This is a genomic window from Sphingomonas sp. BL2 (assembly GCF_056680015.1).
This window is the reverse complement of sequence record NZ_CM155261.1, coordinates 3,050,316-3,063,099: the sequence shown is the minus strand read 5'-3', so window position 1 is coordinate 3,063,099 and position 12,784 is coordinate 3,050,316. Positions and strand designations below refer to the sequence as shown.

Here is a 12,784-nt window from a genome sequence, read left to right as displayed (position 1 = left end):
TCTGACGATCGCTCCCCCTTTTGCGCTGGCGACCCGCGCCGATCTGCTGCCTATCGACGTGGGCGAGCAGCCGCCGCGGCATCCAGGCAGCGCGCGTATTCGGTGCGGAAGGCCTTGCTGAACAGGTCCATGAATGCTTCGTCGGCATCGCGCACCACGCCCTCGAACTCGTCTTCATAGGCGTGCCACAACGCCGCGGCGCGCGCTTGCGGCAGCAGCTTCGCCAACCAGCCGCCACCCCGGCGCCGCGCGCGGATCGCGGCGGGCGAGAACCGCTTGATCGTCTGCTCGATCGCCGCACGCATCGCCGCCGCCGTCGCCATCTCGTGCAGCTGGATATCGCGGAACGCATCGTCGATCGCCAGCTCCGCCGGCATGAAACCCGGCTGCGGCGGCTGCAACAGCGTCTCCAGCATCCGCTCGGGCGACCGAATGAACTTGATCGGATTGTTGCCGTCGAGCTCGATCGTCGTCGACACGACGCCGAGATCCGCCTTGGCTCGCGCCCGTGCCTCGACCAGCGCGGCCAGGCCACCCAGCATCCGCAGCATCAGATCGGTGCGGGGCGGAACGGTGACGTCCGGCTCGGGATCGCGCGGTTCCGTGATGTCGTTTCGCGGTTCGGTACCGCGTGTCGGGACATCCTCCAACGCGCCCCAGCCACGCCCGACCGCGGGCGGCGGCGGAAGGACCGCATCGACCGGTTTCGTGCCGCGCTCCGCCAATTCTCCCCAAAGCTGTGCGGCGGAGGGCGACGACTGTTCCGACGGTTCGCTCGCCCATGCCGACACCGAGAGCGGCGCCGGCGTGTCCCATCCGCCCCCGTCGAACGGCAGCGGTACCGCCTCCTCGTTCGTGTTGGCGGTCGGTGAAGCCGACTGGGATGACGGTGCCGGCGCGACCTCGTTCCATTCGCTCCATCCTGCGCCGACGACCGCGGCGGGTGGCGATGCCGCGCCCGCACATTCCGCCAGCACCTCGTAGGCGCCGATCACGATCCGGTCGCCGTCCGCAATCCGGTGCGGCGCCGTCAGCCGCTCGGTCGCGCCGTTGACGAACGTCCCGTTGGTGCTGCGGTCGGTCAGTACATAGGTCCCGTCGCGGTAGCTGATCTCGCAGTGGCGCGACGACAGATGGTTCTTGCGGTCCGGCAAACTCCAGTCGGCATGGACCGACCGCCCGACGATGGCACCGTGCCGTACCAGCCTCAGCATCGTCGGCGCACCATTCTCGAGCGTGTCCATGCCCTGTATCGACAAAACCAGCGTCATGCTGCGCACTCCATCGTTTCGGCCATCCGCGCACCGGCGTCGAGGACCGCGTCCAGCCCGGCATCACCGTGCGGTGCCGCCGCCAGGATCACCGCCGCCGCGGCAAACCGGCCGGTCGCATCGCGCGGCGCGAGGAACGGCGCGGAACCTTCGGGGGCGACGGATCCGCCCGCCATGAACGCCGCCCAGGCGCATAGCCGCTCGGGTGTCGGCGTGCGCATGGTCCGCGCGATCGCTTCGGCGTCGCGACGGCGCGCTTCCGATGGATCGCGCAACCAGGCCGTGACGGTCGCCATCGCATCCGCGTCGGGCTGTCGCACGAGGTCGTACACGCCCCGGGCCGCCCACAGCACCGCCTCGTAGCGCGGCATCGCCACCGCTAGGAAACAGGCCGCGTCCGCCCCCCTGCGTCGTGCTCGCAGTCGCGCGAAGCAGTCATCGGGCGCCAGCCGGTCGTCGGCACCCGCCGGCCACTCCAGCAGCGAGCGCACCTGCCCCGCCTCGGTCCATACCGATCCATGCCAGGGTTCACTCATGCAATGACCACCGCGCCGCCGAGCACGTTTACAGCCGCCTTGCCATGGATCGTGCTTACGACGCCTTCCAAGGTGAGCGCGGACAGGGCGTTGGCGGTGATCGTCGTGCCGTTCAGCATGATCCCGGCGGGCGTCAGGCTGATCAGGTTGGGCCCGACGGCGAGCGTGATGCTGGCCGAGGTCATCGTGATGCGCGACATCCCCTGCGCAACGGTTATGGTCGCGGGAGTCATCAGCACGCGGCTCGTGCCGACGCGCAGCATGATGCGCTGGCGTGCCTGCACGGTCGATGCGCCACGGCTGATCGTCAGGCTGTGGTTGCCAGTCTCCACCGTGGTGCTGTCGTTGCGCCGGACGGCGGTCTCGCGGTCGCGGCCGACCCGGTTCGCCTGGTCGCGGTTCACGGTTTCCGCGTCGTCGTACAGCACGTCGGTGCGGCGATTGCGCTGCGCGCGCAGATAGACTTCCTCGGCCCCACCCTTGTCGTCGAAGCTGAGTTCGTTGAACGCCGGCGCGCGCGGCCTGGTCTCGGCCCCCGCATAGCTGCCCATCTTGCCGATCGTATTCGACCGGTACAGCGACCGCGTCCGATTGGCGGGCAGCGCGTAAGCATGTTGGTGACGTGAATTATAGACGCGGCCGGTCACGATCGGGCGATCGGGGTTGCCGTTGAGGAAATCGACGATCACCTCCTCGTCGAGCCGCGGCAGCGTCACGTGGCCGAAGCTCGCGCCTGCCGACGGATGCGAAACGCGCAGCCAGCATGACCGCGCCTTGATGTCGGCCTCGTCGGATTTCTTCCAGAGGAAGCGGACCCTTACCCGGCCCATGCGGTCGACGCGGGTGTCGTCGGCGCCACCCTCGATGACGACCGCCGTCTCCGGCCCCGCGAACGGCGCCGGCGTCACGATCGGCGCGCGCCACTTCGTCTGGCTGGTGATCGCCTCGATCGAGACCTCGCGCCGTGCCATGTCGCCGTCGCTGCGCCACGGTTCCGCGTCCATGGCATAATCTAGCGTGGTCACGATGAACTCGCGGCCACGATCAAAGGCGTCGGTGGAGTCGAGCTTGAACAGCCCCCCGCAGGCGATGCCGATCGTGTCGCCCGATCCCGTATAGACCCGCTGGTCGGCGCGCGATGCCTCCAGCCGCACCTGCGCCCAATGCTTGGCCAGCGTCGGATCGACGAAGTCCCCAGTATAGTCGTGGATTTCCTGCGTATCGGCCGGGCCGCGCGTACCGCCGTCCGCGCGTCCGTCGCGGACCAGGGTCTTCTCATAGTCGAAGCTCTGGATCAGCACGCGCCGTTCGCCGCCGCTCCGTACGTGCTCATGCCACTCCCACAGCGAGTCCTCGGTACCATGACCGCCGACGAGGTCGGGACGAAGCTTCACGGTCGCGGCGCGGGGCGAGGGCTTGTGAGCGGCCCGACTGTCGCACAGCACCATCGTGTGCTCGCCCTTGTCGTGGCGAAAGTAGAAATAGATCCCCTCTCGCTCCATCAGGCGCATGACGAACGACAGGTCGCTCTCGCGGTACTGCGCGCAGTAAGGCCAGGGCCGATAGGTCTCGGTCAGCCCGCCATAGTCGATATGTCGGCTATGGGGCGCGAGCACATCGCGCAGCATCTGCACCACGGTCTTCTGCTCGAAGATCCGATATGCACGATTGCTGTCGAGCAGGTGCAGCCAAGGCCGCAGCACCAACGCGTAATGATGCCCCTCGTCGGTCTGTCGCAGGTGATGCGCCTCGATCACCAATCCATGGAAATACCGGACCGGCGCGTCGACCTCGTAGACCGTGATGCAGGCAGGCTTGCCTAACGCGGGCAGGATATCGACCCGGTCCTCCAGCACGACTTCCGCTTCGATCTGGAAAGGCTGGCTCAGCCGCTCGGCCGAATGGAAGCCGGTCAACCGGGCCCTGGATCCCAGCGCCACATCGATCTCTGCCTGCCGCTTCATGCGACCGCTCTTGCGTTACGTTCGACATCATTGCGGCGATTGCTGCACGCCGATTGACGGGTTAGCCCGCATCGCCGCCATCGTGGCGTCACGAACGACACGGAGCGGCCTGCATGACGATCGATCTCGAACGCTTCCTCGCCCCGATAGCCGGCGACGATCCCGCCGGCCCGGACCTCGCCTACGACCCCGACCGTTTCCGCATCGAACAGGCGTTTGACACGCCGTCCGGAGGCGATGGATCGACGGATGCTCCGGCTATTTCGGTAGACTGGCGCGAGATTATCGCCCTGATCGTCGATCAGGCGGATCGCACCAAGGATATCTGGCTTGCCAGCTATCTCGCTCGCGCCGGCGCAAGGTCGGGACGCCTGGACGTGACCGTTGCTGGCGTACAGGCGCTCGCCGGACTCACCGACCGCTTCTGGGATACGGTCCACCCACGCCTCGAGGATTACGGCTTTCCCGGTCGCCGCGGCGCCTGCGACACGCTCGCCAACTTCACCGCGTTCGTTAGTCCGCTCCAAGGTATCGCGCTGATCGAGCATGAACGTCTCGGACGCTTCGACGGCGCAGACCTGATCCGTTTTGCACGTGGCGGTGCCAACGAGGACGGATATGGTGCGTTTCGTGCCGCGCTCGACGATCCGGCGATCGGCCCGGAGAGCCTGGTTGCAGCCATCGCCCATCTCGACGTGCTCACCGAGGCGCTCAGGGAGGTGGACGCAACGCTGGTTGCCTTCGCCGAGGGCGATACCGGCAGCAATTTCGCGCCTGTCTACGATGCGATCCGCGCGATCCGGGCTGCGGCGAACGCGCTGCTGCCGCCGGAACTGCGCGACGATGCCGACACGGAAACGGTCGTCGCGGCACCCGGCAGCAGCGCCCTGCCCGACGTCCTGAACGGTCGCGCCGACGTCGCCAAGGCGCTCGACCTGGTGATCGATTTCTATCGCCGACAGGAGCCCTCGAGCCCCATTCCTCTCCTGCTGGAACGCGCCAAGACGTGGATCCCGCTCGATTTCATCGAGATTCTCGACGATATCGCCCCTCGTTCGATCGACGAGGTCAAGAATATCCTGTCTGCGCGTGCGCAACGTTGAAGGGCCAGGATCGCGCATGTTCGCCATCGTACTTTCCCGCGTTACCTTGACCTGCCAGACTGCTTAGGTCCGCGGGTTTGGCGGAGAAACATCATTCGGGTTTCATACGAAACATCGCCCGGGTGGCAGGTCGGCCATCATCCCCGCAGGGTTGGCCTCACCGGGAGTCGGCCTGTCCAAGCAATGGCTGAGTCGAAGCAGCCTATCGACCCGGTGCGCCACGCTGACCATGGTCGATGGCAGGCCGAGACAGTCCGTCCTTCAGCACCCCTGCCCATTTAGCCGTACGCCGACGCGCGGTTACTTCTGCGTGACGGACGAAAGGCACCGAGCGGATGGCCGGGTCTTGATGGGTGCAACAAGGTCTCCGTTGGCGAGGGACGCCGGCTTGCGCCGCCAGCGAACCAAAGGCTCGATAGGATCAGCCGGCCGCTGCGCAGTGCGGTGATCGCGCGTACGGTGTGACGGCTTGGTCCGATCTACCGTGACCGACGCCGTGTCGACTATGCTGGCAGGGAAGAGGATACTCGTCCGGGAGGGCGGATGCCCACCCGGACGGAACGGCATCGCTGGACTTACATCCCGGCTGCGGTCGGCCGGACGATGACTTCGTTGATGTCCACACCCTCAGGCTGTTCCAATGCGTACCGGATCGCGCGCGCGATTGCATCGGGGCCGAGCGACTTCTGTCGCCATGTCGTCAACGCCGAGGCGATGTCCGGATCGGTGATGTCGTTGCCCAGTTCGGTTGCGACGACACCTGGTGAGATGATCGTCGTGCGGATGTCATCATGTTCCTGGCGCAGTCCCTCGGTGATGGCCCAAACAGCGTATTTGGTTGCACAATACACCGCAGCGCTGGGCATCACGAAATGCGCGGCAATCGAGGCGACGTTGACGACGTGACCCGATCCCTGCGCGACGAAACGCGGCAGCACGGCGGCGATTCCGTTCAGCACACCGTAAATGTTCACGTCGATCATCCGCTTCCATTCGTCCTGCTTCAGGGCGATAAGGGGCGATAGCGGCATCACGCCGGCATTGTTGACCAGAACGTCGACGCGTCCGAACCGTTCTTCGGCCGCAGCCGCAAATGCCGCAAAGCTTGCCCCATCGGTTACGTCCAGTGACTGCCACGCCACGTTCGGACCGAGTTCCGCCGCCAACGCCTCCAAACGATCGGTTCGGCGTGCACCGATGAACAGACGCGCGCCCTTGGCAGCCAGTTCGCGTACCGTCGCCTCGCCGATGCCGCTCGAGGCGCCGCTGATCAGCACGGTCTTGTCGATGATGTCGCTCATGGTGAGATCCTTTTTTGGTCGCTGTCTGGTGGAGGACAGATGACACCGGGAACGCGCGATCGTGAGAGCGATCCTCCAGAGATCTTGCACGATACTCGGAAATGAATGTTTCGCGCTTGCTTGAACGACCGGCTGGAAACACAAGCGATCGATGAACCGCATCACCGACCTTGCAGCACTTCTTGCTCGCCACATCCCGAAGACGGGCATGGTGAGCACGCGGGTCCCACGGCTATCCCTGTTCAGGGCCGACGCGCCAACCATGCCTCTGCCCGCAGTCTATGACGCGTCGCTCTGCCTGATCGCGCAAGGTGCCAAACGCGTATCGCTAGGCGGTGAGAGCTTCGACTATGATGCGGCACATTACTTGTTGGTCTCGGTCGATCTGCCGCTCGTCGGGCATGTCATACAAGCCGATCCCGACGCACCTTACCTCTGCTGCAAGATCGACATCGATCAGGCGGCACTGGCCGACCTGATCCTGGCAGAAGGTAGCCGGGCACCGAAGGCTGACCTGCCGGCGCTCGCGGTATATCGAAGCGACGACGATTTGATCGATGCGACGTGGCGGCTGGTACGCTTGCTGAACGATCCCGATAGCATCCCTGCCCTCGCGCCGTTGATCGAGCGCGAAATCCTCTATCGCCTGCTCACCGGACCTCATGGCCCAGCGCTACGCTTCATGGCGGTCGCAGAAAGCCATCTCAACCAGGTCAGTCGCGCAATCGCAACGATCCGTACGGCATTCGACCAGCCGCTCCGGATCGCAGACATCGCCGCGGCGGCGGGAATGAGTACGTCATCGCTCCACGAACATTTCAAGGCCGTGACGAAGATGACCCCCCTGGCGTATCAGAAACAGCTTCGACTGCAGGAAGCCCGACGCCTGATGCTGTCGGGAAACTCGACCGCGGGCAGCGCAGGGTTCGCCGTCGGCTATGAAAGCCCGTCACAGTTCAATCGCGAATATGCGCGCCTCTTTGGCGCACCTCCCCGCCGTGACATCGCGCGGCTACAGGTCAGCGGCGATCTGCTCACCCCGGTGTGATTTGCCATATGCAGCGGACGGACCTTTGCCGGCGGTGGGACGCGACGAGAGGTCGGCGACGATTGCCTCGTGTTTCCGCGGATCGTGTTCGACTAGGAGCGTTCAGTGGCCCCGGGAGTAGGCGGCCTGATATCGACCGACCATGTCAGGCGCAGGATACCGCCCGCGCCGCCGGCTTTTGCCTGGCCGCCGCGCGCAACGATACCTTCGGCAACGGCTAAGCGCTGTCGCCGGCTACCGCCCCGCACCTCCAGCATTCGGGAAAGTCGTGCAGATGCCCATCCCGCCTCGCCTAGGGCTTGGTCGTCGATGACGCCCGAGACAATCGTCACGTCCGGCAGGGCTACGGCATCTGGCGGAGTGAGCACGACGTGCCAGTCGGCGACTGCGGCGTCCGCTCGGCGTTCCAGGTCGCGATAGCCTGCGATGCCGAGACCGGTGAGCGGCGCGGCAACGGCGCGGATCGTCCGCGTTGGCACATCCACGCTTACCGAGCTCACGGGGATTCCCGCGATCAGCGCGACATCGGCAATCGCGCGATCGCGTTCGCGTGCCGATCGCAGCGCATCGCCATTGCCCGCCCGCGCGATCTGCGCCGCCTCGACGGCGCCGGTTTCAGGGGAGATGCGCACTTGATCCACGTGGACGTCGACCGGTCGCGCCAGTCGCTGGCGAAGGTCCGCCGCGAGTTTGCTATCCGCCCCCGGTTCGATCCGCGGCGTCAGCATGACGGCCCGAACGCGCACCGGGTTCGCCCCGTGGTCGATCTCGACCTGGCTCAGTCGGGCACCGGGTGGGAAATCCTGACCGAGCGCATCGCGGACCTGCCGCTGTGCGACTGCCTCGAAGGCGATCCGGCGCAGGCCAGCGCCGAGCGGGATCGACAGGACCCCGATCGCGACCGCGAACAGGACGAGTTGCCATCCGGTATGGTGCGGCGAGAGATGGCTGCCGAAGCCGTAACAGCGTGCGACGAGCGCGGCGGTCAGCGCGATGGTGATCGCATTGGTCAGGAACAGCAGTAATGCGCCGGAGAAGACGACCCAGTTCCAGGTCGCGATGCCGAACCCGACCACGACCAGCGGCGGCATCAGGGCAATGGCGATCGCCACGCCGACGACCGTGCCCCCACGCCCTCGGATGAGCGCGTAGCCGCCGGCGATCGCCGACAGCAATGCGACGAGCAGGTCGAATAGCGTCGGCTGCGTCCGCCCGGCAATTTCACTGGTGATCGTCTGGACCGGCGACAACAGGATCAGGACGACGGATAGTGCGACCGCAATGGCCGCCCCCAGGATCAACGCGGTCGCGGCGCGGCGTATCTCGTGGAAGTCCAGCGTCGCGATGCCAAAGCCCAGGCCGATGATCGGCATCATCAGCGGCGACAGCAGCATGGCGCCGATCAGCACCGCGACCGACGGCATCAGCAGCCCGAGCAGCGAGATCGCGGCCGAGATGACGATCAGGAATGCATAGCGCCCCGACCATCCCGCTTCCTCGGCGATCTGGCGCAGGACACCATCATGGTCGACGCCTTCAGTCGCCTTGGCCAGCCACGCCCGAGGACGCGTTACGAATTTTGTAGCGTTCAGGTGGATCGGGTCGTCTCCGTCATGGCGAAGGTCTTCGACAGACCATGGTACAGCTTATCGCGGCACACCCACTGGCTTGCCGCATCGGCGATGAAGGCGGTCGCGAACATCGGCAACATGAGGCCGCGGCTCGGGGTCGTTTTTGACAGGATGATCACCGCGGTGGGCGGCACGCGGACGACGCCCGCAAAATTGGCGATCATGCCCAGGATCACGATCGCGCTGGCGGGCATGCTGGGATATCTCGCGCAGCAGATTGCGGGCGCCGGCGCCGGCCGCCCGCGACGGCGCGAAGATGCCTGCTAACGCCAGGGTTTCCACGCGCGCGCTGCAACGCTCCGTACCGTGACGGCGTCCAGCGCTTGACCGGAACACGGCGCTTCATCATGCCAACCATGATGCCTCTTTAGGTCGCGCAGCCCGCTAGATCACCCCCTGCTGGCATTCGCAGCGAAGAGCCAAGCTGAATAACCAGGCCAATATACTCGGCCGGAGACGACACTTCGACCCAGGGGCCGTAGCGCGCGGGTCTTGCACAATTAGCTTGGCGTCACGCCTAAGACTGCGATGTGCGGACGTGCGTCGAGCGCGACAACGACGCCGCATAAAGCGCTGCCCCCACCCCGGGTTGATGACGGGGTGCGATAAGCTCGTAGGATCCCTTGCTCTGCAAATGGCGCTGCATCGCGTTGCGAACCGCGTCCTGCCTCGTCAATACTCCGCCCGACCAGGACACGAGAACCACCTCCTTGTCCTCGAACGCCAGTTGCCGGCGTAGCGCGTGTGCGATGTTCGCCAGCTCCGATCCCGCGAGTTCGAGAATGGCGGCCGCATGCGTGTCGCCCGCTTCTGCCGCGCGGACGACGATGGGCGCGAGCGCTGCGATGCCATCGCGCGACAGGCCGCTTTCCCCCATCACGTGCGCACAGAGGTCGAGGTCGTTCGAGAGGCCAAGCGCATCGACAAACGCCTGGCGCAGCGGTCCATCGGCCAAACGCCCGTCACTCATCCGGGTAAACGCGTTGAGACCCCGGATGGCGATCCAATAGGCCGAGCCTTCATCACTGAAGATCTCGCCCCAGCCGCCAGCGCGCGCCGTGCGCCCTTGCCGCTCGCCATAGCCGATCGATCCGGTTCCAGCGACGATGTTGATCCCGTCGGCGCAGGCGAGCGATCCTGCCCAGCCGCATACCATGTCATTGTCGCATCGATAGCGATCATGGCCGAGTACGCGACCGCAAGCCTCGGACAATCGCGGATCGATTGCCGGATCCTCGCCGTAAGCAGGCAGACCGAGGAAGACGTAGTCGAGGTCGGCCGGGGATACCGTAAGCTGGCTGCAGACCGCCCCGACCCCCTGCGCGATCCGCGCGACCGCCTCGTCGAACCCGACCTGGAGATGGTAGGTCGTGCCCGTCAATGCGCGCGCGACCACCTCGCCGTCGCCATCGATGCAGACGAATTCGGTCTTGGTCCCACCGCCATCGACGCCGAGAAAGAGCGTCATGCAGCGAGCGCGTGGATGCGCACGCCCTGGACGACGCGGTTGACGGTACCGCTGGCGTTGGGCCGATCCGGCGTACGCCCGAGCCGAAGCGCGCAGTGCAACCCGAACAGCTGCGCCGGAACGATATACGGGAAGAGCAGGTCCGCATCGACGAAGCCGGTCGCGCCAGCCACGCGCAACGTTTCGCCAGCATCGTCCCGTGCGGTGATCGCGAGCACGGCGCCGGCGTGACCGTCGGCACGCAATTCCTCGATGATGTCGAGGTCGTAGAGCCGGGTCAGCGGATCGTTCGACACGAACACGACCACCAGCGTGCGCGGGGTCACGATCGTCTTGGGGCCGTGACGAAATCCCAGCGCGGAGTCGAACGCCGTCGGTATCGCGCCATCCGTCAGTTCGAGCAGCTTGAGCGCCGCTTCCCGCGCCAATCCCTGGAACACGCCGCTGCCGAGATAGACCACCCGGTCGAAATCGCGCGCGGCAAGCGCTGCCACCGCGCCGTCCGCCTCCGTGATGATGGCCGCAACGGACTCGCCGATCGCGTCCACCCGCTGGTCCATCGAGTCGATGCCGGTGAAGATCGACAACGCGGCCAGCATCATCGCGGTGAAGCTGGAGGTCATCGCGAAGGCGCGATCATGCGTCGCTTCGGGCAGTTGCACGACGTGCACGTTCGCGCCCGTACGCTGCGACAAGGCGCCCTCGGCATTGCAGGTGATGACGAGATGGTGGACCGACGCGAGCCGGGCATCCGCAAGGTCGACCGCCGTGATGCTCTCGGGGCTGCTGCCCGACCGACCGAACGACACCATCAAGGTCGGCCGCGCAGCGTCCAGCCACAGATGCGGTGCGCCGACGATGTCCGTGGTCGCAACCGCCTCGACCGGACGGCCGAGCGTCGCGGTCAGCCAGGGCGCCAGGCATTCGCCGATGAACGCCGAGGTGCCGGCGCCGCACAGCATGATCCGGAGATCCTTCTGCGCGAGCAACGGCGCGACGAACGCATCGATCGCGTCGCGTGTCGCCACAAGCATGGCCTGCGTCGCACGCAGCGTCGCGGGTTGCTGGAGGATCTCGCGCCGGGTCCAGCTCTCCTCGTCGGAGGCATGATCGTCGGGCGCAACAAAGGTTTCAAGCATCGCGGTAGCAAGCTCCATGATAGGCATCGAGAGTCGCGCCAATCTGCGCGACGATCAGATCGATCGGGTCGAGAGTCGCGGTGCCGGCGCGCACGGCGGCATAGGCGACGGGAAGATATTGGCTCAGCAACGGCAGCGGTGGCACGTGTGTCCGCAGGTTAGCGAACAGTCGAGCCTGCGCCGCCGCGATCTCGGGATCCGGCCAATAATAGCGGATCCGATCGCTGAGACTGTATTGCAGCTGCAGATCGAGCGCCTTGCCGGTCTCGTGATAATATTTACGCCAGTTCGCCGGCTCAGCCTTCATGCGCGCGAGCGTGACGTCGCGCAGGTTGGCGCGCTCGGACTCTTCCACCGTTTCGCGTTCGATCGCGTCGAGCGCCCACAATGCCTCCCGCAGCGCGAAGGTAACGCCGGGGCCGACCTTCAGGATCGCGAAATGGTCGCGTACCAGTGCGCCGAGCGCGGCGGCGGACTGGTAATCGGTGGAATGCGCCTCGAACACGATATGATCGACCGGCACGATTGCCGCGCTGAGTTCGACCGCAGCCTCGGGCCGATAATCGACGACCTTCATGTGATCGAACTCGACGCCGGGCTGGACCACGGTCGCGATCACGCGGCGCCACGCCGCTTCCAGCCCGCGCTCGGCGAACAGGTCGCGGTGCATGTCCAGTGTCGCCAGCGCCGCCTCGGGCGTGGTCAGCGCGAGCGTCTCGAGATCCTCGGCCGCGCCACCCGGTACGGGCACTTCGGTGCCGATGACGTACACCGGCGCATCGGCGGCATCGCCGGTGTAGGCGTCTTCCGCGACACGGCACAGGCGCGCGGCGCGTTCGGCGATCTGGCGCTCGGGCAAGGGCGATGGATCGTCGGCGCACGACATCGAGCAATCGAGATGGATCTTCGAGAAGCCCGCACGAACATAGTCCGCGATCATGATCTCCGCCTTCGCCATCGCCGCGTCGGCGGGCAGGCTGGTCCAGGCATTGGGGCCCAGATGATCCCCGCCCAGCGCCAGGCGATCGAGCGGGAAGCCGGTGCGATCGGCGATCGCTTCGACGAAACGACGGAAGTCGGCCGGTACCATGCCGGTATAGCCGCCGTCCTGGTTCACCTGGTTCGAGGTAGCCTCGATCAAGACGACGGGTGTGTCGTGGCGCAGGGCATGGGCGAAGGTCGCCTCGATGACCAATGGATGCGCCGAGCAGACCGACGTGACGCCGATGTGCTCACCCTGCTTATGACGCGCGACGATGTTTCCGATCAACTGCACGGTCTTCTCCTTTGATCGCCACCTAGCAGCCGAAACACGCTAACGCA

10 protein-coding genes and 1 pseudogene are annotated in these 12,784 nt (G+C 65.9%); 2 read left to right on the top strand and 9 right to left on the bottom strand.

All coding sequences use genetic code 11. The annotated features are described in order from the left end of the window. Positions 1-50 precede the first annotated feature (50 nt). The 3 genes from tagH to AC1ME3_RS14285 are packed head-to-tail and all read right to left on the bottom strand — an operon-like array spanning position 51 to position 3,771. Positions 51-1,271, bottom strand: coding sequence for a type VI secretion system-associated FHA domain protein TagH (gene tagH, locus AC1ME3_RS14295; protein WP_480953668.1), 1,221 nt, complete (start codon positions 1,269-1,271; stop codon positions 51-53). Beyond that, positions 1,268-1,807, bottom strand: a complete 540-nt coding sequence (locus tag AC1ME3_RS14290; protein WP_480953667.1) for a DUF6931 family protein — start codon at positions 1,805-1,807, stop codon at positions 1,268-1,270. Before AC1ME3_RS14290 ends, tagH begins: the two co-directional genes overlap by 4 nt. After that, positions 1,804-3,771: a type VI secretion system Vgr family protein gene (locus AC1ME3_RS14285; protein ID WP_480953666.1), complete on the bottom strand. Its 1,968-nt coding sequence runs from the start codon at positions 3,769-3,771 to the stop codon at positions 1,804-1,806. The genes AC1ME3_RS14290 and AC1ME3_RS14285 overlap by 4 nt, the downstream gene beginning before the upstream one ends. A 113-nt stretch (positions 3,772-3,884) precedes the next feature. Here AC1ME3_RS14285 and AC1ME3_RS14280 point away from each other — a divergent pair, with 113 nt between their 5' ends. After that, positions 3,885-4,874 (top strand): type VI secretion system protein TssA, encoded by a 990-nt coding sequence (locus tag AC1ME3_RS14280; RefSeq protein ID WP_480953665.1) that lies wholly within the window; start codon positions 3,885-3,887, stop codon positions 4,872-4,874. A 575-nt stretch (positions 4,875-5,449) separates the two neighbouring features. Here the strand turns inward: AC1ME3_RS14280 and AC1ME3_RS14275 are convergent. Further along, on the bottom strand, positions 5,450-6,175 hold the full coding sequence (locus AC1ME3_RS14275; protein WP_480955843.1) for an SDR family oxidoreductase: 726 nt from the start codon (positions 6,173-6,175) through the stop codon (positions 5,450-5,452). 151 nt (positions 6,176-6,326) lie between these two features. Here AC1ME3_RS14275 and AC1ME3_RS14270 point away from each other — a divergent pair, with 151 nt between their 5' ends. Next, positions 6,327-7,223, top strand: a complete 897-nt coding sequence (locus AC1ME3_RS14270; RefSeq protein ID WP_480953664.1) for an AraC family transcriptional regulator — start codon at positions 6,327-6,329, stop codon at positions 7,221-7,223. 92 nt (positions 7,224-7,315) lie between these two features. Here AC1ME3_RS14270 and AC1ME3_RS14265 read toward each other — a convergent pair whose 3' ends face one another. The 5 genes and pseudogenes from AC1ME3_RS14265 to AC1ME3_RS14245 form a co-directional block, all read right to left on the bottom strand. Further along, positions 7,316-8,647: a DUF389 domain-containing protein gene (locus tag AC1ME3_RS14265; protein ID WP_480953663.1), complete on the bottom strand. Its 1,332-nt coding sequence runs from the start codon at positions 8,645-8,647 to the stop codon at positions 7,316-7,318. A gap of 164 nt (positions 8,648-8,811) precedes the next feature. Further along, a pseudogene (locus AC1ME3_RS14260) lies at positions 8,812-9,115 on the bottom strand (chloride channel protein); the annotation flags it as partial. Positions 9,116-9,371: 256 nt separating this feature from the next. After that, complete coding sequence (locus tag AC1ME3_RS14255; protein ID WP_480953662.1) at positions 9,372-10,322, bottom strand: N-acetylglucosamine kinase; 951 nt, start codon at positions 10,320-10,322, stop codon at positions 9,372-9,374. Next, complete coding sequence (locus AC1ME3_RS14250) at positions 10,319-11,461, bottom strand: SIS domain-containing protein (RefSeq protein ID WP_480953661.1); 1,143 nt, start codon at positions 11,459-11,461, stop codon at positions 10,319-10,321. The genes AC1ME3_RS14255 and AC1ME3_RS14250 overlap by 4 nt, the downstream gene beginning before the upstream one ends. Continuing rightward, positions 11,454-12,737, bottom strand: a complete 1,284-nt coding sequence (locus tag AC1ME3_RS14245) for a D-tagatose-bisphosphate aldolase, class II, non-catalytic subunit (RefSeq protein ID WP_480953660.1) — start codon at positions 12,735-12,737, stop codon at positions 11,454-11,456. Before AC1ME3_RS14245 ends, AC1ME3_RS14250 begins: the two co-directional genes overlap by 8 nt. Positions 12,738-12,784: the final 47 nt, after the last annotated feature.